The 20,151-nt window shown below is 48.2% G+C and carries 18 protein-coding genes; 15 read left to right on the plus strand and 3 right to left on the minus strand.

All coding sequences use genetic code 11. From position 1 onward, the window contains the following. Positions 1-12: 12 nt before the first annotated feature. Entirely contained in the window at positions 13-1,743 is a 1,731-nt protein-coding gene (locus tag ACED36_RS03615; RefSeq protein WP_371732821.1) for a formate--tetrahydrofolate ligase, read from the minus strand. Between the two features lie 345 nt (positions 1,744-2,088). On the opposite strand from ACED36_RS03615, the gene ACED36_RS03620 reads away from it, so the two are divergent. The 3 genes from ACED36_RS03620 (at position 2,089) to ACED36_RS03630 (ending at position 3,693) form a co-directional block, all read left to right on the plus strand. Next, on the plus strand, positions 2,089-2,730 hold the full coding sequence (locus ACED36_RS03620) for an SGNH/GDSL hydrolase family protein (protein ID WP_017006571.1): 642 nt from the start codon (positions 2,089-2,091) through the stop codon (positions 2,728-2,730). Positions 2,731-2,814: 84 nt separating this feature from the next. Further along, the gene (locus ACED36_RS03625; RefSeq protein WP_017003818.1) at positions 2,815-3,333 is read left to right on the plus strand and encodes a lipocalin family protein; all 519 of its coding nucleotides are present in this window, start codon (positions 2,815-2,817) and stop codon (positions 3,331-3,333) included. A 156-nt stretch (positions 3,334-3,489) separates the two neighbouring features. After that, entirely contained in the window at positions 3,490-3,693 is a 204-nt protein-coding gene (locus ACED36_RS03630; protein ID WP_371732822.1) for a hypothetical protein, read from the plus strand. A gap of 56 nt (positions 3,694-3,749) precedes the next feature. On the opposite strand, the gene ACED36_RS03635 is transcribed toward ACED36_RS03630, so the two are convergent. Next, positions 3,750-4,757, minus strand: coding sequence for a LysR family transcriptional regulator (locus tag ACED36_RS03635; RefSeq protein ID WP_017003820.1), 1,008 nt, complete (start codon positions 4,755-4,757; stop codon positions 3,750-3,752). Positions 4,758-4,865: 108 nt separating this feature from the next. Here ACED36_RS03635 and ACED36_RS03640 point away from each other — a divergent pair, with 108 nt between their 5' ends. Next, positions 4,866-5,891 (plus strand): zinc-binding alcohol dehydrogenase family protein, encoded by a 1,026-nt coding sequence (locus tag ACED36_RS03640; protein ID WP_016959190.1) that lies wholly within the window; start codon positions 4,866-4,868, stop codon positions 5,889-5,891. Between the two features lie 54 nt (positions 5,892-5,945). Further along, positions 5,946-6,236, plus strand: a complete 291-nt coding sequence (locus tag ACED36_RS03645) for a putative quinol monooxygenase (protein WP_016959189.1) — start codon at positions 5,946-5,948, stop codon at positions 6,234-6,236. 169 nt (positions 6,237-6,405) lie between these two features. Here the strand turns inward: ACED36_RS03645 and ACED36_RS03650 are convergent, their stop codons facing one another. Continuing rightward, positions 6,406-6,531 (minus strand): hypothetical protein, encoded by a 126-nt coding sequence (locus ACED36_RS03650; protein ID WP_016959188.1) that lies wholly within the window; start codon positions 6,529-6,531, stop codon positions 6,406-6,408. A 329-nt stretch (positions 6,532-6,860) separates the two neighbouring features. On the opposite strand from ACED36_RS03650, the gene ACED36_RS03655 reads away from it, so the two are divergent. The 10 genes from ACED36_RS03655 to ACED36_RS03700 all read left to right on the plus strand — a co-directional run bounded on the left by ACED36_RS03655 (position 6,861) and on the right by ACED36_RS03700 (position 20,043). Continuing rightward, positions 6,861-7,736, plus strand: a complete 876-nt coding sequence (locus ACED36_RS03655; protein WP_016959187.1) for a DMT family transporter — start codon at positions 6,861-6,863, stop codon at positions 7,734-7,736. Between the two features lie 307 nt (positions 7,737-8,043). Next, positions 8,044-9,573, plus strand: a complete 1,530-nt coding sequence (yfcC, locus tag ACED36_RS03660) for a putative basic amino acid antiporter YfcC (protein ID WP_083248060.1) — start codon at positions 8,044-8,046, stop codon at positions 9,571-9,573. A gap of 81 nt (positions 9,574-9,654) precedes the next feature. After that, on the plus strand, positions 9,655-10,671 hold the full coding sequence (locus ACED36_RS03665) for a succinylglutamate desuccinylase/aspartoacylase family protein (RefSeq protein ID WP_026024263.1): 1,017 nt from the start codon (positions 9,655-9,657) through the stop codon (positions 10,669-10,671). 206 nt (positions 10,672-10,877) lie between these two features. Continuing rightward, the gene (locus ACED36_RS03670) at positions 10,878-12,395 is read left to right on the plus strand and encodes an O-antigen ligase (RefSeq protein WP_017003825.1); all 1,518 of its coding nucleotides are present in this window, start codon (positions 10,878-10,880) and stop codon (positions 12,393-12,395) included. Between the two features lie 13 nt (positions 12,396-12,408). Beyond that, positions 12,409-14,241 (plus strand): response regulator, encoded by a 1,833-nt coding sequence (locus ACED36_RS03675; RefSeq protein ID WP_017003826.1) that lies wholly within the window; start codon positions 12,409-12,411, stop codon positions 14,239-14,241. A 289-nt stretch (positions 14,242-14,530) separates the two neighbouring features. Next, a complete protein-coding gene (locus ACED36_RS03680; RefSeq protein ID WP_016959182.1) occupies positions 14,531-14,854 on the plus strand; it encodes an STAS domain-containing protein in 324 nt (107 codons plus the stop codon). A 29-nt stretch (positions 14,855-14,883) separates the two neighbouring features. Beyond that, positions 14,884-15,693, plus strand: coding sequence for an OmpA family protein (locus ACED36_RS03685; protein WP_371732823.1), 810 nt, complete (start codon positions 14,884-14,886; stop codon positions 15,691-15,693). After that, a complete protein-coding gene (locus ACED36_RS03690; RefSeq protein ID WP_371732824.1) occupies positions 15,690-17,792 on the plus strand; it encodes an SLBB domain-containing protein in 2,103 nt (700 codons plus the stop codon). The genes ACED36_RS03685 and ACED36_RS03690 overlap by 4 nt, the downstream gene beginning before the upstream one ends. Next, a complete protein-coding gene (locus ACED36_RS03695) occupies positions 17,792-18,499 on the plus strand; it encodes a tyrosine-protein kinase family protein (RefSeq protein ID WP_016959179.1) in 708 nt (235 codons plus the stop codon). The genes ACED36_RS03690 and ACED36_RS03695 overlap by 1 nt, the downstream gene beginning before the upstream one ends. Before the next feature lie 14 nt (positions 18,500-18,513). Further along, complete coding sequence (locus tag ACED36_RS03700; RefSeq protein ID WP_241819159.1) at positions 18,514-20,043, plus strand: SpoIIE family protein phosphatase; 1,530 nt, start codon at positions 18,514-18,516, stop codon at positions 20,041-20,043. Positions 20,044-20,151: the final 108 nt, after the last annotated feature.

The following is a 20,151-nucleotide window of genomic DNA, read 5'->3' on the forward strand; positions in this document are numbered from 1 at the left end:
GCGTTAGGCGCGCTAGAACAAACCCACAATTTCGCCATTGTCATCCAAGGAAATACTCAGCGCCGCGGGTTGTTTTGGCAAGCCAGGCATGGTCATCACGTCACCACAAATGGCCACCACAAACCCAGCCCCTGCCATCAAATGCAATTCACGCACAGGCAGAACATGATCGGTCGGTGCGCCCAGCATATGAGGATCTGCGGTAAAGCTGTAAGGCGTTTTCGCGATACATACAGGCAGATGACCAAAACCTTGTTGATGAATTTCATCCAACTGTTTTTGCGCGGCAATGTTGAATTGCACATCCGATGCGCCATATAAGCGCGTGGCAATGGTGCGGATTTTCTCGTCAATCGGCATCGCATCTTCGTAGAGAAACTTCACCTCTGGCGAGCCGCTGTCCAAAATCGCTTTAACGCCTTCTGCGACGGCTTTGGCACCCGCACTGCCTTCCGCCCAGTGATGCGCTTCTTCCACTTTCGCACCTAATCCTAAACAGACTTCTTTAATCACCGTCAGTTCTTCGTCGGTGTCTGTTGGGAATCGGTTAATCGCCACCAGCGGGTTTAAGCCAAACTGCTGCATGTTTTCGATATGACGAACGAGGTTTTCTGCACCCTTGGTGACGGCCTCGACATTTGGCGCATCAAGGTCTCCTTTGCCGATACCACCCTGCATTTTCAAAGCACGTACAGTACACACCAATACCGCAGCATCGGGTTTTAGACCTGACAATCGACACTTAATATCGATGAATTTTTCCGCGCCCAGATCCGCACCAAAGCCGGCTTCTGTGACCACGACATCGGTTAAACCGAGCGCGGTGCGTGTCGCCATCACCGAGTTACAACCATGAGCAATATTGGCGAACGGACCGCCGTGAATAAGCGCTGGATTATGCTCCAGAGTTTGGATTAAATTCGGTTGAATGGCTTCTTTGAGCAGCACCGTCATTGCGCCATCAGCGCCTAGCTCGCGTGCCGTGACTGTCTTGTTGTCACGGTTGCGCCCGATGATGATATTTCCGAGTCGGCGCTGGAGATCTTTTCGATCATCAGCAAGACAAAGGATCGCCATGATTTCTGACGCGACAGTAATATCAAAGCCTGATTCACGTGGCTGACCATGAGCAGGTCCACCCAAACCAACCAAGGTATGGCGAAGCGCGCGATCGTTCATGTCCATGACACGACGCCACGAAATACGACGTGAATCCAGATTCAGCGCGTTGCCCCAGTGAATATGGTTGTCAATCAGCGCAGCCAGCAAGTTATGGGCAGAAGTAATGGCATGAAAATCCCCCGTGAAGTGCAGGTTCAAATCTTCCATTGGGATAGCTTGTGCACGCCCACCACCTGCCGCGCCGCCTTTCACGCCAAAACATGGCCCAAGTGACGGTTCACGCAAGCAAACACTGGCGCTCACGCCAATCGCATTCAATGCGTCGGTTAACCCGATACTGGTGGTGGTTTTTCCTTCACCAGCAGGTGTCGGTGTAATCGCGGTCACTAATACCAGCTTGCCTTGCTTTTTACTGGTATCAAGCTGCGCCAAATCCAGTTTGGCTTTGTAATGTCCATAAGGAATCAGCGCGTGTGCAGCGACGCCAAGTTTACGCTGAGCCACTTCGAAGATGGGCCAAGGTTTTACTGCTCGCGCGATTTCAATATCCGGTGCGCCCGGAGGAGGTAACACTGTCATAGTTAATTCTGCCAGTACTGCATTATTATGATTATTGGTCATTTGTACTCGAACTGCTTGTGAGTATGGGCTGTTTGCCCGTACTCGATATTCTTCATTTGCGACACTTTCTAATCTTTTTGCTCTCCTGAAGCGCGAAAAACCAGTCATCTCAAGATGCGTGTTCAGCGAGAGCTTGCGGGAGCCTAAGTAGACAGTAAGCGCGAGGAAATTGGCTTGATGCGGGTCAATGAAAAAGAAAGGATAGCGTCACTATTTCAACAATAACCGTCAGTTACTTGGGTATATCCGTTGAATATTATCTTGTGACGGTATTTACTCTTGAACGGGCGATATTCTAAATGCTTCGCTTTATACCCAAGTACTTTTAAACGGAGAAAAAACGCTATGCCACGGATCCTATGCTTCGGTGATTCAAACACTTGGGGATACAACCCTTCCAATGGCGAGCGATGGCCTGATGGCGTTCGCTGGACATCACGACTTCAACAACACCTCAATGACGAATCGCAAAAGCCAACGGCGTGGACACTGATTGAAGAAGGCCTTAACGGACGCACCACCATGTGGAATGACGTGCTCAAACCTCACCGTGACGGCAGCGCGGCCTTGCCAATGGTCTTGCTGACCCATCGCCCGCTGGATTGGGTTGTCATCATGCTTGGCACGAATGATCTCAAATCTCAATACCCATCAGAGCCAGCATGGATAGCAGAAGGCGTTCGAAAGTTAGTGGGTCAGGTTCGCGAAACCGACAATGCAGGACAAACTGCACCGCAGATCCTCATCGTTTCTCCCGCGCCCATGCATGACGCCAATAAATGGGCGTCTGGTTTTATCAATGGGAGAGAGAAATCACTGCAATTAGCGTCTTACTTCCACACCGTTGCAGAAGAAGAAGGCTGCCATTTCCTAGATGCAGGCCAAGAATGCGAAGCCTCACCGATAGACGGTTTACACATAGATGCGCAAGGCCATGCAGCATTGGCAGCATTCATTTACGAAGCGCTAGAAGGGTTAACCGACTGATCCTGAAGATGTTCGCTACCGTAGTACTAGATTGAACCCGTATTGGCTAACACCTGAATGCTCACACACAACACAAGAAGAAAAATGATGATTCGAACCCTTTTCGCCGTACTTTCATTGCTGCTACTCACTGCTTGCCAATCCGTTCCCGACGGCGTGACGCCTGTGACGGGGTTCGACGAACAACGCTATCTTGGCAAATGGTATGAAGTAGCTCGTCTCGATCACAGCTTCGAGCGTGGTCTAAGCAATGTCACCGCCGAATACTCAGTGCGAGAAGATGGGGGTATCCGTGTGTTAAACCGTGGTTTTAACACAGAAGATCAAGAATGGTCTGACGCAGAAGGGCGAGCGTATTTCGTGGATGAGCGCGATACCGCGCATTTGGAAGTCTCTTTCTTTGGTCCTTTCTTTTCATCCTACGTGGTGTTCGAACTGGGTGAAGACTACGACTACGCATTCGTGTCTGGTTACAACACAAACTACCTCTGGCTGTTAGCTCGCACGCCCACCGTTTCTGACGCACTACTGGCAGAATTCTTAACCATTGCAGAGGAAAAAGGGTTTAACATCAACGAGATTATCTTCCCCGTTCAAGAGTAATACAGACTGAGCCTAATCACTTTCAACGAGAGATTGGGCTCAACTTCCCGCTTTTTGATTAAATATTCCGCAAACTCGGTCGCCCTTAAACAAAGGACTAAACTTCATCCTTCCTTTCTGCTTAAATAGCCCGATATTAATAAGATAATCAATAATATGCCGATAACGACTGATACCCCTGCAATGCGAGAGACACTTGCTCGCCTGAACCAAGATGCTATTGCCTCCATTGACACCAACGGAGAATGCAAGATTAAGGTCAACGATCTGTCTACCCTGCTTTCTGCTTACAAAATTGAGCTGAACAAAAACCGGGGCTTAAAAAAAGCAATGGGAAACGCAGCCAAGGCTGACGCTTAAGTTTCACTAAGCCTTGAACCGGATGGCTGATGAAGCTTCGCTGACTCAGCCGACCCTTAGATCAGATCTTTCTTATCCAATATCCCTTTTTCAACCAATTGATTGAGCAATGCTCTGCACTTCTCTTGCAGCATGTCCCGCAGCAATCTGGCGGCGGGCGTGATCGATTGACGGCTAGGAAAGAGCAACCAAAGTTCCGATGGCTCAGGCGGAATCTCTAAATCTAAGCTGATAACTCTGCCGGCTAGAAGATCCGCAGCCATATCAAGTGATGACTTGGATGCCAAGCCTTTCCCTGAGACACACCAGCGCCTGACTAAATCAGCATCATTTGAGGCGCGATCCCCCCTCACCTTGATTTTTTGCTCACGCTCGCCATCTGAAAACACCCACACGTCATGCAATACGTCATTCAACTGATAGAGCAAAGCATTGTATTGCTGCAATTTTTGCAGCGGAACGGTGACTCGATTTCCCCTGTTTCCGCAGTTCACGCTTCCGCTTTGCGCTGCGCTATCCACTAGATCACCCTCTAAGAGACCGCTATCCATAAGGTAATCCTGAGTGGCACAGAGAACGCGGGGAACGTTGCAGATCTTAAAACCATACACGTTTGCATCCGTTGGCGAGCCATATCGCAACGCCATATCAACCGAATCACGGTAGAAATCAATGTTGCTGTCGCTGATACTCGCTCGCAATCTCACGTCTGGGTGCGTATCCATAAATTCATCAAGCCAAGGGAGGATCACGTTGCGCCCTAAATCTGATGACAGCGCAATACGCACTTCACCATCGACAATGTCGAGGTCTTCTTTCACATTTTGCTTGGCTTGCGCCAGCATCAACAACGCCTGTTCACATTGAGGAAGATAGCGCTCCCCAGCATTAGAAAGGCGCAACTGCCTTGTCGTCCGGATAAAAAGCTCAACACCAAGGACGCTTTCCACACGCTTAACCGCCGCACTGGCGGTTGCCACACGCATATCCAATTGTGTCGCCGCGGCAGTAATACTACGACACTCGGCCACTTTCAGGATGACTTGCAGATCTTCAATCAACATATTGTCAAAAATAATTTGATAATCATTCAATTATTATGCTGTTTATTACAAACCAATCAACACCTATTCTCTCTTCAACGCACAACATTGTGGATTCGGAGATAAAGCATGAAAGCGATTGGATACTTAAACTCACTGCCTATTACTGATACAGAGTCATTGCTTGATATCGAGCTACCACAGCCTATCGCTACTGGCCATGATCTTTTGGTGAAAATCAAAGCCATTGCGGTTAATCCTGTGGATTACAAAATTCGCCAGAACATGGCGTCTGAAAATGGCGAGTACAAAGTGATTGGCTGGGATGCAGTGGGCGAAGTGATCGCAACCGGAGATGAGGTTAGCAAATTTCAAGCTGGCGACATCGTTTACTATGCAGGCGCATTGGGCCGTCAGGGCAGCAACGCAGAATACCAACTGGTCGATGAGCGCATCGTTGGACATAAACCGAAAAGCTTATCCGACTCCGAAGCAGCGGCACTGCCACTCACAACCATTACCGCATATGAACTTTTGTTCGATCATCTAGCATTGGCGCAGCAAGATCCAGAATCCAAAGAGAAATCAGGCGATGTCCTTTTGGTTGTTGGTGCGGCAGGTGGTGTAGGTTCTATCTTAGTGCAGCTTGCAAAACAGCTTACTGGCGCAACCATCATTGCAACCGCATCACGTGAAAGCTCGCAAGCTTGGGTGACCAAACTGGGTGCGGATCATGTGGTTGACCACACCAAACCGCTTCAGACTCAAATCGATGCATTGGACGTTGGCCAAGTCACCCATGTTGCCAGTTTGAACTGCACCGAAGACTATTTTGATACCTATACGGAACTGCTTGCCCCGTTTGGCAAGATTGCACTGATTGACGACCCAAAGACAATGAACATTCACAAAATCAAACCAAAGAGTTTATCGCTGCATTGGGAGTTCATGTTTGCTCGCTCGATGTTTGAAGCAAAAGATATGGATAAGCAAGGCCAGTTGTTAAATCGCGTGGCGGAGTTGGTTGATTTGGGCCACATTCAAACCACCGCAGGCAAACATCTGGGCAAAATCAACGCAGGCAACCTGCGTCAAGCCCATGAAGAATTAGAGTCCGGACGCTCAATCGGAAAGATCGTATTGGAAGGGTTCTAATAAACCGAATACAGATTTACGCTGCTAACAGTCAAACTTAAAAAGGACAAGAACATGACCAAATTAACCATCGTCGCCAACATTATTGCTAACGAAGACAAGATTGAATTGGTGAAAACAGAGCTTTTGAAGCTGATTGAGATCACCCGCGGAGAAGAAGGCTGCTTGCAGTATGACTTGCACCAGGACAACGAGAACCAAGCACACTTCATGTTTTATGAAAACTGGGTAAACCGCGACCTTTGGCAAACACACATGAGCGCGCAACATCTTGCTGACTACTTAGCGGCAACAGACGGCGCTGTCGCGAGTTTCACTCTGAACGAAATGACCGTGATTGGCTGATTCTTTGGCCAACAATAACATGTACATATAAACGCACATTTTCAAGTAATCAAAGAGGGGCGACAGCCCCTCTTTACGCATCACGTTTTATACCCGTTAAATTGGTGATTTAGGCTTTCTTGACGTTGCCGGTTCCGCAATCGAATTACCGATATAAGCCCAATATTTATCAGTGACCACAGCCCATCATAGAAAAGCTTGGCATGTCCCAACTGTGTGTCCAATGCGTATCAAAAGCGTATGCAGTTCCCATCAAACCAAATAGAACCAAAGCGCCGATTGCCAATTTTTTCATTGCGTGTTCCTTTTTCTTATTATGCAAAAATCGGCGCTAGTATCGTTGTTTTCATTGGAATAAAAAGCCGATTTACGTAGCTTTACCTTGCTTTATGAATTAACAGGAAAAGGCATTGCGTGCGGGAGTCTGTCGACACAAATGTACGAGTTCTCTCTTTGGCTCCCCAACTTTTCTCGTTTAACCCAATCCACACTCATCACCAAATCACACCCATCACTTCAAGTCGTTAAATCTTTCTTAGGTTGTAGCGTTCCAACAGATACGTTCTAATCACTCTCTTGCACGTCGCATTCACGCTATTTGTCTTCGCCAAGGATTGCCAACTGATGTTAAAAAGCTCTATCCCTTTTATATTCGTATTGCTCTGGAGTACAGGTTTTGTTGGCGCAAAATTTGGCCTGCTGGACTCGAACGCTGCCACGTTTCTCTTGATTCGTATGGTGCTAAATGTGCTGGTGTTCTTGGTTATTCTGGCCGTGATGAGACCGATGATGCCCAGAGGAAAGCTGCTTATTCATGCGCTGGTGTCCGGATTCTTGATTCACGGGTTCTACTTAGGTGGCGTATTCGCCGCCATTCAATTAGGGATGCCTGCGGGCTTGTCATCCTTGCTGGTAGGGTTTCAGCCTATTCTCACTGCGGTGATTGTCGTGAATACCTCGGCGGAAAGACTCAGCTTCTCGCAATGGCTAGGGCTTGTTGCAGGCATCGTTGGGATTGCTTTTGTCGTACAAGGGAAAATGAGCTGGGGTATGGATGCGCAACCGCTTTATGCCTACATATTCATTGGCTCTGCACTGCTTGGTATTACCTTCGGCACCTTGTACCAAAAACGCTTTTGTCAGGGTATGAACTTGGTGGCCTCGGCCATGTGGCAATATGTCGCGGCAGCTGTCGTATTCTTACCTGTCGTTTGGTTCGTCCAAGGTTTCCAGGTGACATGGACACTCACTTTTACTCTGACGATGATTTGGTCCGTGCTCGTGCTTTCCGTTGTGGCTGTCTTGTTGTATCTCTATATGGTCGGTCAAGGTGCGGCATCCAAAGTCACGTCATACATTTACCTTGTTCCGCCGCTGGCAGCCATCCAAGGCTGGCTGTTTTTTGATGAAGCGTTTTCCGGCGCGACATTGATCGGCTTTGCCTGTTGTGCGCTGGCGGTGTATTTGGTGATGAAAGCGCCGAAGCTCTCCTTTCGATAATCTAATTTCAATGAATACTGGCTGAGGGCACGTTTCTCTCAGTCAGTATCTTGTTCAGGTTTTCCCATTGTCTTGCCTAGTCGAGCCATTCTTTTCTACTTTCTTTCTCTTTTTCTCTTTTTCTCTTTTTCTTTATGCATTGTCGCAACTCATCTATCACACCGCTCAATCCTTAATCAGTCATACTCTCTGCTTTTTGAGCGAAAATAAGGATTAGTGAATTACCTCTCCGCAACAAATGAAATGCTTTGACTTTTTATTCGGATTTAACGACATTTTATGCCCCTTTTATTTTGAGAATGATGGAATGTCTCAAACACATGTTCAAACCCAAGATGGGGTGTCTGATCACAAAAAATGGCAAATGCCTGACACCCTAATTTTGATTTTTATCGTTGGCCTTTTCGCTGCTGCAATGACGTATCTGATCCCTGTGGGTCAGTTTGACAGCCAGCAAATTTCCTTCATGGTCGACGGCGCTGAAAAAACACGCACCGTGATCAACCCTGAGTCTTTTCGTTTGGTCACTGACGAAAACGGAGATTCGGTTTACAACCAAGTACAATTCTTCGCATCGGGCGGTGGTATTGGCTTGATGAATTTCCCGTTTGAAGGTCTGGTTTCAGGCTCAAAATGGGGTTCAGCGATTGGCGTGATCATGTTCATGCTGATCATCGGGGGTGCGTTTGGCATTGTCATGCGCACAGGTACCATTGATAACGGTATCTTGAAGCTCATCGACAAGACCAAAGGCAGTGAAGCGCTGTTTATTCCTGTGCTATTTTCGCTGTTCTCACTTGGCGGTGCCGTATTCGGCATGGGAGAAGAAGCCGTCGCGTTTGCCATTATCATTGCGCCATTAATGGTTCGTCTTGGCTATGATGGCATCACGACGGTGATGGTCACGTATGTCGCCACGCAGGTGGGATTTGCTACCTCGTGGATGAACCCATTCTCGGTGGCTATCGCACAAGGCATTGCAGGTGTTCCTGTACTGTCAGGCATGTCATTTCGCATGACGATGTGGGCAGGCTTCACCCTCATTGGTATTGCCTTTACCATGATGTATGCCGCCAAAATCAAAGCCAACCCGAAAGCTTCCTACAGTTTCGAATCTGATGCGTATTTGAAAGACAAAGCACAAGAAGATAACGAAGCGCGTTGGGGCTTTGGCGACACGTTAGTGATCCTGACAGTGATTGCGACCACCATCTGGGTTGTCTGGGGTGTGGTCATGCATGCATGGTACATTCCTGAAATCGCATCCCAGTTCTTCACCATGGGCTTCGTGGTCGCCATTATCGCTATCCTTTTTAAGCTCAACAACATGCGCTTCAATGATGTGGCTGACGCATTCAAAGAAGGCGCTGGTATCATGCTCGCACCGGCTTTACTGGTTGGCTTCGCTAAGGGCGTGTTACTGCTTCTTGGTGGCGGTTCAGACGACCCCAGCGTGCTAAACACGATTTTGCACAATGCCGGGGGCGCAATCAGTGAATTGCCTTCTGCAGCGGCGGCTTGGTTGATGTATGTGTTCCAGTCTGTGTTCAACTTCTTTGTGACCTCAGGATCTGGGCAAGCAGCACTCACCATGCCTTTACTGGCTCCGTTGTCCGACATTGCAGGCGTAACACGCCAAGTCGCGGTACTGGCCTTCCAATTGGGCGATGGTTTTACCAACATTATTGTGCCGACGTCGGCATCTTTGATGGCGACACTGGGTGTATGTCGTATTGATTGGGGCAACTGGGCACGATTTGTTTGGCGCTTTATGCTGTTGCTTTTTACCATCGCAAGTGTCACGGTAATTGGCGCGCACATGATGGGCTTTGCCTAGCATCAACGCAGCATGCCCAAGGCAATAAATGAATAACAAGGGCGAGATAGACATCTCGCCTTTTTTTGACCTGAATAGAGTATGGCGACACGCAGTATGACAACAATTATTGAAGGTAATCAAATCGACGGGCTGGCCGTGATCAGCGCATTAGATGTCACCCAGCTAGAAGCAGGACAACACAAATTCTGGTTCCGTGCAGCCACCAATGCATTAGGCCAATCGCAACACTTACCTGTCTGGGTATTTAAAGGCGAAAAAGCAGGCAAGAAGATTGTCATTACTGCGGGCGTTCATGGCGATGAATACAACGGCGTCTTGGCAGCGCAAGCCATTGCCCGAGAGCTGAAAAACAAAGAAATCGCTGGCTGCATAACCATTATTCCAACACTGAATCTCTCCGGCATGCTTAACCACAGCCGCGATTTTTTCTCGTCTGATCCCGATGTATCCTGTGGCAACCTCAACCGCCACTTTCCGGGTAATGCTGACGGCAATGAGCCACAGCGTTTTCTTCATGCGATCTGGCACAACTTGATGAAGCCAAACGCGGAACTCGCGATCGACCTACATACCCAAACCACCGGCACCGTTTACCCGCTGTATGCGTTTGCAGATTTTCGCATTGCTGATGCCGTCAACATGGCGCGGTTGATGAATCCTGATGCGATTTTGGACGACCCGGGTGACCCAGGCATATTGGAAACCGTGTGGAATGAAAGCAATATTCCAAGCATCACGGTTGAACTTGGCGTGGGCCGTTATACCGACACTGTTATGGTCGCGCGGGCAGTCGATGGCGCAATGAATATTTTCAAGCATTATAATCTGCTTGATGAAATGCCTCAGGCGATAACCCCCGCCATTGAAAGTGCGCGCGTCACCAGTCTTCGTGCCATTCAAGGTGGCTTTATTTTGCCGCAAGTTTCACTGATGCAGCATGTAGAAACCGATCAACTCCTTGCCGTTCAATACGACAGCTTTGGTGAAGAAGTACATCAGTATCGCGCGCCTGAATCAGCAGTGGTACTCAGCCACAATGTGGAATCTATGCGTGCTGCGGGCGCGTTGGTGATTCGTCTCATTCATCCGCAATAAGTTACGCCAATTCGGAAAATCCCCCATGTTCGTTTAGTTTGTCGAATTGACAGTCAAAATAAGAAAACCGCGCCCTTGATGCGTGGTTTTCTTTTCTGTCTACATCTGTGAATTTATAATTAACTGATTTCATAGAATTAAATTTCAGATCAGTAAGTGGCACACTCTTTGCTGTAACCGTGTATGAATCACGAAGAGTGCGGGTAATGCAACTACTTGACTGGCTGAGCGAACAGCAAAACTTGCTGCTAACGCGAATGAAAACCCATTTTGTGCACGTCACAGCGATGTTTGTCGCTTTGTCTTGTGTGGTGTGGTTTATCATTCCTCATCCTGTCATCCCTATCGCCATTGGCCTTGTCCCGCTGGCCCTTCTGATCACCCTGTCTCAACCTGTTTTACTGGGTTTACTGTTCATTGCTTTTTCCTTCTTTCGCCTCCATGAAGCGTTCCCTCAACTGTATTCACTAAAAATTCCGCTGATGTTGTCTTTGGGCACACTGACCACATTGGCTTGGCACATCGGGCTTAGCGGTAAAATCAAGATGTTCCACAGCAAGGAACTTAACGCTTTTTACGTCTTTCTTGCGCTCGTCACTATCGGTATTCCGCTCTCTGGCAATATCGGTGAAGCCTTTGCTTACTACAAAAACACCTACGTCAAAATCGGCATCATGACCCCCGCTTTGGCGTGGTTGCTTTGTCATGCCAAGCACTATCGAAATGCGCTTGTTATGATCGTGGCGTCGGGCATGTCGGTCGCACTGGTCACCCTTTTTAACAAAATGAACGGCATTGGGATGGTGGAAGAAACGCGGGTGACCGTCGGTCGAGATATTGGCTCAGTATTAGGTGACCCTAACGATTTGGCGCTCGTACTTCTGTTCCCTTTTTCTTTTGCGGTCAGCATTGCTATCACAGACGGTCTACCTAAAAAAGCCCGCTTCTTGGGTTTACTGACAGCAATTGCGCTGTTTTCAGCCATTATCGCCACACAAAGCCGCGGCGGGATCTTAGGTATCCTCTCGGCACTCGGCACCATTGCATGGCGACGCGTCAAATCGAAAGCCTTGCTGTTTAGTGTCGGCGGTGTGCTGTGTTTTATTCTGTTTATCGCAGCAGGGATCAGTGGCCGTAAGTCTGGCGGTGCAGAAGAAGAAGGTTTAGACGAATCCGCAAAAGGCCGCCTGTATGCCTGGGAAGCTGCTTTCTTTATGGCCGTCGACAACCCTTTTTCAGGCGTAGGGTTGAACAATTTCTACTTCAATTATTTCTTCTATTCCCCACATTGGGATGGGCTTAACCATGCGGTTCACAGCACATGGTTCGGCGTATTAGGTGAAACCGGATTTTTGGGTTTGGCTGCGTTTTTAAGCATGACATTCATCGTGTTTCGCTCAGCGCAAAAAACGGTCTATCTCGTGACCCAAAAACCAAATGTGTACCCCCCGGTAGTGCGCTGTATTTCAGAAGGGCTATTTTCAGGCATGGTCGCATTTTGCGTATCAGGCACCTTTCTGACCCAAGGGTTTACTTGGCCTATCTACATTCTCGTCGCGCTTACCGCCTCAGTTGCACACTACGTCAAAACAACCGAAGCATCGCTGGTAGCGACAGGGGAACAAGACACAGAACCCAACACTGAAGGGAGCGACCCGACTGAGGTTCATCCATCAAACAATGAAACCCGCAGAAACAAATATTCAAAACCGAACCTGCGTTAAAGGAGTCTTTACTATGAAGCGTTTACCTCTTTGGCTTAAATACATTGCCTCTGTCCTCGTACTGACTGCCGGACTGAGTTATATGGCAGGTGAAGCGGCTCGTGGGTTTGAACGCAATTACCTCGAAAACCGCATGGACACACAGATCCGAGCGAATTTCTCTGCTCTCATTTCGGCGCTTTCAGACGATATTGTGACGCAGCAACCCGGCACACTAAATCAGAAGTTATTGCTGATGGCCGAACACTATCCCGATCTGTGTTATGTCTCCATTATCACAGACCAAGGCGTCGAAATTGGCCAATGGGGTGACAAGCCGCATGATGACAACCCGATGGCGCTAAATTTTGTCAATCCCGTCAGTGTAAAGGGCCAATACATAGGCTCTATGCAAATATCCATGAGCAAAAAACAGATGCTGCAGGACATTACGCAGCACGGTAATCAAATCCGTGGCTACGTGGCATTAACCCTGTTGCTGCTGAGTCTTCTGATATTTGCTGTTTCTCATTTTCTAATTTTCAGCCCACTTTCGCGTATTAACCGCCGCCTACTCGGTTTTGCAAAAACGAACGACTATCACTCGTCGGCACACGATGAAATTTCTCGATTGAACCAATGCGTGGAAGACTTGGACATTCACTTAAAAAGACAGCAAGAACGCGAAGCAGAATTAAAGCTCGCCCGAGAAGCCGCTGAAGCTGCAAATATTGCTAAATCACAATTCATTGCCACGATGAGTCATGAAATCCGTACTCCGATGAACGCTATTTTGGGTGCTATCGACATTTTGAACGAAGAAACGTTACCTGTGCATTGTAAACCTTTAACCAAAATGGCAAATGACGCTGCCAAATTGCTGCTTAGTCAGCTCAATGACATCCTCGATTACTCCAAAATTGATGTTGGTGCGCTTGAAGTCTTTAGCGAAGAATTTGACGTCGGCGCTTTAGGCAAAAACGTGATGTCGATGTTTGAAAAAAATGCCCGCGCTAAAAACATCGACATGGTTCTTGATGATCGCCTCAACCATCGATTCATTGCCGTCACTGACAAAGGGAAAATCAGCCAAATACTCACGAATCTAATCTGCAATGCGCTCAAGTTTACACAAGAAGGCGAAATCGAATTAACCATGAGTCATGTCTATCCCAAGGGCTTGAAATTACAAGTCTCTGATTCAGGCATCGGGATTGCACCCGCGTATCAAACCCTTATTTTCGAACCTTTCAAACAAAAGGACGCAACCTTTTCTCGTACCTATGGTGGTGTAGGCATGGGGTTGGCGATTTCAAAACGGTTGGTTGAGTTACTCGGTGGCGAACTCACACTAGAAAGCAGAGTGGGAGTCGGCAGCGTATTCACCATTACTCTGCCCTGTGAAATGCACTACCCAGAAGATGCTTTACAAGCAAGCACGAAACGCAAAGCGTTCAAAACGACCACAACAGAAAATGAAACCACTATATTGTTGGTCGAAGATAACCCCGCCAACCAACTCGTGGCACAGACTATGTTGGAAAACGCTGGATTCAAGGTATCAATAGCAAGCAACGGTAAAGAAGCGATTAAAGCCATCGAAAACGCACACTATGAAATCATTTTGATGGATTTACAGATGCCAGAAATGGACGGATTCACCGCATGTGAAGCTATTCGTGACCTCAATGAACAAGGACGTACCACGCCCATTCTCGCCATGACCGCGAATGTCAGCGCACAAGACAGAAACAAATGTCGCCAAGTAGGCATGGATGACTTCCTCGCCAAACCCGTCAACAAACAAACAATGATTGATGTCATCACCAACTGGACAGGGCGAAAACATATCAGTTTCAAGGCATAACGCGTGTCTTCGAGCATAACTAAGTGTCGCTTTCGAGAGTTTAAAACTATCTTTAAAAATGGACAGGTGTTTTTTTTTAGAGATACGAGCAAGTCACTAACATCATTGTGAGCCAAAGAGAATGAAATTGGGACATGCCAAAATGGCTTTTCCCAATTTCATTGTCAGAATGAGAAACTCCCTGTCCCCTCATGAACAAGTAAATATATCCTTATGTTTAATAAGAATAAAAATACTTGGCATGCATTTCGCTTAAGAACATGTGCTCATAACGGAGAGGCTATACAACATGCAAATCGAACGTATCCAACAACCTGATGACTCCCTTCTCATCCTCATTCAAGGGGACATGGATGCTCAAGGCTGTAGTGAGCTTCAACCTGAACTCGATGCGCTGGTAGGCGCAGATCCTTTATCTGATATCACGTTAAATCTCGGCCAAGTGGACTTTTTAGACAGTTCCGGCATTGGTGCCATTGTGTTCCTGTTTAAACGATTGAAAGCATGCGGAAAAACCTTGGCGCTTACCCATGTTCACGGTCAGCCTATGGAAATCATTCAACTGTTGCGCATTAACAGCGCAATTTCAGTTGAAGCGGCACCCGCTAGTTAATTGCACGCTGACCTGACAAGGGAAACGTCATGAGAAAAATTTTCGCGCTCATCACCATCACAGCTCTGTCATCAGGTTGCTCAATGTTTCCCGATCACGGTCAAGGTGGCATGGCCGAACATCACTATTCAGCGCTCTCTCCGGTTTTAGCCGACCAACCATTGGGGCCAGAGCATGGATTGCGTTTTGAATGGGAATTATCCGCTCGCCATTTAGATGTGTTGGTACTGGAAGGTGCCGAACTCTGTTTCCCCGCCACTGTATTGCAAGCTCGTCGCATGCAAGACCGCATTGTTAGAGAATTACACGGTGACCTAGAATTCGACGCCGCTAACGACCTCATTATTCAACGCGCTGCGCTTGAGCGTCTTGAAAAACAACTCGATGCCGTTAAACATAGCGGCGCATGCAGCCCACCAGGTGACATCAGCTATGCCTCATCTGCGGCGCTGGCGACAGAAATTGATGCACTACTCAATATCGATAACCAATTTGCGTTTAACTCACCAGCAGTAAACCCCAAATACATGGGTCACTTGGCCGAAGCGGCGCATCTGCTTCGAGAACTCCCACAGTATTCGCTGCACATTACTGGTCATACCGACTCCGTGGGAAATGAAGCAGCAAACCAAGCACTGTCACTTGCTCGAGCCAATCAAGTAAAACGATATTTGCAGATTTTTGGCATTGCGCCATCACGGTTAACCGTCGCTGCCGTCGGCGCTAACGATCCTTTATTTAAAGGCCACGCCCCGCAGGAACGTCTCGTCAATCGTCGCGTGTCCATAGAATTGGTTGAACGCTCAAAAGCCAACAATAGCCTAGGAGGCTCACAATGAAACGCCTCCTGACTTTCATCTTGTTCTCAATGCTGAGTGTCATTAGTGCACATGCAGAAGAGTATCAAGCGCAAATTGGCGATCAGATCGCCATCATGTTGCCGGGTGAAGTCACGCTTAATCAAGAGTTTCAAATTGACCGCCAAGGCCGCCTAACACTGCCCGAAGTCGGCATGATTGAAGCGGCAGGCATGACAGAAACCGAACTGTCCGCAGCGGTGCAAGAGACACTAGGCTCAGTGATCCGCGATTTGTCTTCCCTTCAAGTATTCGTGAGCAAACGCCAGCTTCTCGTTACCATTCAAGGGTATGTGGCTGAGCCCGGTGAATTCACCCTAAAAGATAACGCGTCTATTCAAATGGCACTGTATGCGGCGGGAGGGCTTCGCCCCGGCGCACAACTCGACCGTTTTCAGCTTCGTCGTGGTGAAGAAGTCCTTATCTTTGACTACAAAAAGTTCCTAGATTCGGGCGATGACAGTTTGTTACCCGACCTCAAGTCGCTCGATACTTTGTTTATTCCTGCCTCGCCGATGACGGGTAATGTTGAACAAAGCTTCGACCCATCACAACTGGCTGATTCCGGTGACGCCGCCGAGGACAGAAAAGCCATTAAAGTATTTGGCGAAGTCATTAGCCCCGGCAGTTTTTCCGCCAAAGAAGAAAACAATTTAGTGGATTTATTGATGCGCGCGGGCGGCGTAACACGCTTTGCGGCGGTTGAGCAAATCCGCGTTATATCTCAAAGCAAGCCTCGCATTTTCAATCTGAAGCAGTATCTGGACAGCGGCGACGAAAACTTACTGCCCAACATTGTTGAAGGTTCCACCATTTTTGTGCCTAAACAAGAAGAAGAAATCAAAACCGGTTCGAACACAGTTTATGTGATGGGTGAAGTCGCCAAGCCCGGCGCCTATGAAGGTAAAGAAGGCGCGACCTTTATCGATATTCTCGCCAATGCCGGTGGCCCAACTCGTTTTGCTGAAAGCCGGCAGATACGCATTATTAAAGCGAATGGCAACACGGTGCCCTTCGATCTAACTTTATTCTCAGAAGGAAAACTGACGGGTCCACTGCCACTGGTGCAGCCGGGTGACGCCATTTTCGTTCCTGAAAAACTCGACATGAATGAAAAATCTTGGTTGAAAGTGTCCCCTGACAGAGCGGTACGCGTGCTCGGTGAAGTGGTACGCCCAAGCCGCGTGGAATGGTCGAGTGAGATGTCATTGCTGGATTTACTTGCCCACGTAGGGGGGCCAACATCACGCGCTGACACCAGCAAGATCGAAGTGGTCACGCCTGTCTCTCCCACAAAATCTGAGGTGTTCGTGTTTAACCTCGACACCTTTATTCGCGACGGTCTGTCCGATTCAGAATTACCCCCAGTCAATGCTGGCTCTACGATACGTGTACACGATCTTCCTGACGACCCCACGGAAAACAAAGCAAAATGGGTTCGCCAAAGTTCAGACACATCGATTTATGTCTTTGGGCAAGTCGGCGCACCAGGGCGCTATAAATTCACGGAAGAGATGCACTTTTTGGATATTCTCTCCGCCGCTGATGGCCCAACCGCATCCGCTGATATACACAACATTCGCATCACCCATCTTGATGGCAAAGTGGCTCGCGTAAGCCGACTCAATCTCGCCCTGTTTTTCGAAACGGGCGATGCCACAATTTTGCCTGAAGTGAATATTGGTGACACGATTTACATCCCTGAAAAGAACGGTAATTGGTTGGACCGCCCTAAAGAAGAAACCATTCGTGTTCTTGGCGCAGTGAGCCGTCCCGGTCGTTATGACTTCGATGACCACATGACCATTTTAGATTTGCTGGCAGAAGCCGGTGGACCAAGCTCAAATGCCTATATTGAAAAAATCACGGTCGTCAATATGTCCTGCTGTCGTGATCAAGCTCGAACCTTTGACCTGTCGGAGTTTAGCCGTACGGCGCGCTTCCAAGACCTTCCCGTCTTGCGCGTGGGTGACACTGTTTACGTGCCAACCCAAGAAGAGAGTACTGCTGAGAAAATCCGTCAAGGTATTACGGACATCTTCCAACTCGTCGGCATCGCCGCACTGATAGGAGTACTGTGATGATTATCCCTCCATGGAACATTGAAGTTGAGCGTATTTACTTTCAGATTGTTCGCAATGACTACAAAACCCTCGCACTCACCGCGACAGAGTCTGGTGAAGGTGTAACGTCATTAGCCAGTGCCATTGCACACCGATCGCTGCTGGCGGGAAAATCCACACTGGTGGTGGATTTAAACCTTTATCACCCCAGCCTTGAAAGCCAAGGCATGACAGTCACAACCTATGATAACCACCAGCTTCCTAGTCCTGAATTAGTTGGCGTTTCAGGCGAAAACGCTTACTTCACCGGTATCATCGCGCCATCTAAACGTGAAACTATCATGGAGTTACGCCGTCCTGGTTCATTGGAAGAGTATGTAAAGCAGTGGCACAAAGATTTCGACCTTGTCATTTTTGATACCTCGCCAATTTCACGCCTCAATGCCAATAATATTCCCCCAGAGCGAGTCGCCGCTGCCGCAGACGGCACCATAATGGTCGTTATGACAGGGCAAACTACGGAAGCGCAAGCCTCTGAATCCGTGAAAAAGCTCAATGATGCAGGCGCACATTTACTGGGCTGCGTACTCAACGATAAGAATAACCCGTCTCTGAAAGTCGAAATCTTGCGCGAAATTGGCCGCTTCTCTAAACGCATGCCGAAACTTGCAGGACGACTAAGAAAAGCCATATTAAGTAGCCACTTGTTGTCGTTGGAGATCTAGCCATGGTGTCGGTTGTGAATGTCCAATGTCGTCCCGCTACGCTCAAAAAGGTCAGCTCTGCCAGAAAAGAAATTGGTGAAACACTGAAAAAGCGTGGGGTTGGTGATCATCTTTCCAACAAAATTCAGCTGTGTTTTGCAGAAGCTGCGGCCAATTTGGTGAATCATGCCAGTCCACAGCCCACGTTCATTGATGTGGCATTGGAGTGCCAAAACGAGTCTTGGTTATTGCACCTTTCCGATGATGGTCAAAGTTGGAACCCAACGCTGCCAAACAGAGTGCAAACCTTAGATACGTTTGAGGAAAAAGAGGGAGGTAGGGGATTAGCGCTGATACAAAGCCTGACGGATGATATGGAATACACCAAACGTACAACGTTTGGTACCAACCGTTTAACGCTGAAATGGACTATCCAACAGATCACGACCAAGCCGACCGTACTCATTGTCGAAGACGATGACAGTCAACGCCGCTTATACAGTGCTTACCTTTCTGAACACTATCGAATTTTTGAGGCGGAAAACGGCGAGAAAGCGCTCGCGTTTTTATTGCATCACCCCGTTGACCTCGTGATCTCGGATATTCGCATGCCAGGCATGGACGGATTAAGCCTCAAAAAAGCACTCCATGAACATACCAACACCCTGCTCACACCCTTTATCTTTTTAACGTTTTCCGACAACCCAGAAACACGAAACAATGCGCTGGGATTAGGCATTGATGACTACATGGTCAAACCCGTGGCCAAAACGTCGCTCATGCAAAGTGTGCAACGGGTACTGAATCGATCCGACCAAATCTATCGCCAATTAACGAACAAAATTAATCAGCGAATCACGAACGCGCTCACTCCTTCTTTACCTCGGTCGTCACACGGTTGGGAGTTGGCAGTTGCGAGTAGAAACACAGGAATAGGTGGCGGCGATCTGGTGCTATACCGCGACACCCCCGATTTTCTCATGCTCAACGTTGCCGATGTCATGGGTCATGACGTGGCGGCTAAGTTTTTCTCATACGCCTACGGCGGCTACCTTCGCGGCCTAATGTATCAGGTCGAAAAGGAAGATGACCCTTGCGCAACATTGCTTAATCGCCTTTCAGACTGCGCCCTTGAAGATAACTTATTGTCACAGGTTATCCTCACCTGCAGCTCAATCGCTTTGTTCAATAATGGCCATATGCAAATTGCCAGCGCCGGCCACCCTGCTCCCATCAAAGTCTCGGCCAACGACGTACAAACCTTAGACATAGGCGGCATTCTGCCCGGCGTATTGTATGGCGCAGAATACGAGGTGCTGTCATTAGACGTCAAAGAGGGAGAGCGAATCGCCATTTATACTGATGGGCTTTTTGAAGCCGCCGAAGACAACGCTGCGCGTCAAAAACTCACCGATAAAGTGATGGAAGCCCTGCAACAAACACTGGCGTTACCCCTTCATGAAGCAACTGAGGCGGTCATGCAATCCTTTGAACATTACGGCGAGCGACACAAAGACGATGCGACGCTGATTTTGCTCCAAATCGCGCCGCAGGAAAAAATATAAGCGCTCAAACTGGTCTAAACTCAAAAGCGCAGACATCTTCAAATTGACACTTAAGTATCAATAATTAAACTGCAAGTAAGGGGGCGCTCTGAATATCAACCTTAAAAC

The sequence above is a fragment of the Enterovibrio sp. FF113 genome (assembly GCF_041439165.1).
GTDB classification, from domain to species: Bacteria; Pseudomonadota; Gammaproteobacteria; order Enterobacterales; family Vibrionaceae; genus Enterovibrio; species Enterovibrio norvegicus_A.

Bases quoted from the DNA above. Each gene is read 5' to 3' on its own strand.
- ACED36_RS03615 (WP_371732821.1), bottom strand. From the start codon at position 1,743: ATGACCAATAATCATAATAATGCAGTACTGGCAGAATTAACTATGACA.
- ACED36_RS03620 (WP_017006571.1), top strand. From the start codon at position 2,089: ATGCCACGGATCCTATGCTTCGGTGATTCAAACACTTGGGGATACAAC.
- ACED36_RS03625 (WP_017003818.1), top strand. From the start codon at position 2,815: ATGATGATTCGAACCCTTTTCGCCGTACTTTCATTGCTGCTACTCACT.
- ACED36_RS03630 (WP_371732822.1), top strand. From the start codon at position 3,490: ATGCCGATAACGACTGATACCCCTGCAATGCGAGAGACACTTGCTCGC.
- ACED36_RS03635 (WP_017003820.1), bottom strand. From the start codon at position 4,757: ATGTTGATTGAAGATCTGCAAGTCATCCTGAAAGTGGCCGAGTGTCGT.
- ACED36_RS03640 (WP_016959190.1), top strand. From the start codon at position 4,866: ATGAAAGCGATTGGATACTTAAACTCACTGCCTATTACTGATACAGAG.
- ACED36_RS03645 (WP_016959189.1), top strand. From the start codon at position 5,946: ATGACCAAATTAACCATCGTCGCCAACATTATTGCTAACGAAGACAAG.
- ACED36_RS03650 (WP_016959188.1), bottom strand. From the start codon at position 6,531: ATGAAAAAATTGGCAATCGGCGCTTTGGTTCTATTTGGTTTGATGGGA.
- ACED36_RS03655 (WP_016959187.1), top strand. From the start codon at position 6,861: ATGTTAAAAAGCTCTATCCCTTTTATATTCGTATTGCTCTGGAGTACA.
- yfcC (WP_083248060.1), top strand. From the start codon at position 8,044: ATGTCTCAAACACATGTTCAAACCCAAGATGGGGTGTCTGATCACAAA.
- ACED36_RS03665 (WP_026024263.1), top strand. From the start codon at position 9,655: ATGGCGACACGCAGTATGACAACAATTATTGAAGGTAATCAAATCGAC.
- ACED36_RS03670 (WP_017003825.1), top strand. From the start codon at position 10,878: ATGCAACTACTTGACTGGCTGAGCGAACAGCAAAACTTGCTGCTAACG.
- ACED36_RS03675 (WP_017003826.1), top strand. From the start codon at position 12,409: ATGAAGCGTTTACCTCTTTGGCTTAAATACATTGCCTCTGTCCTCGTA.
- ACED36_RS03680 (WP_016959182.1), top strand. From the start codon at position 14,531: ATGCAAATCGAACGTATCCAACAACCTGATGACTCCCTTCTCATCCTC.
- ACED36_RS03685 (WP_371732823.1), top strand. From the start codon at position 14,884: ATGAGAAAAATTTTCGCGCTCATCACCATCACAGCTCTGTCATCAGGT.
- ACED36_RS03690 (WP_371732824.1), top strand. From the start codon at position 15,690: ATGAAACGCCTCCTGACTTTCATCTTGTTCTCAATGCTGAGTGTCATT.
- ACED36_RS03695 (WP_016959179.1), top strand. From the start codon at position 17,792: ATGATTATCCCTCCATGGAACATTGAAGTTGAGCGTATTTACTTTCAG.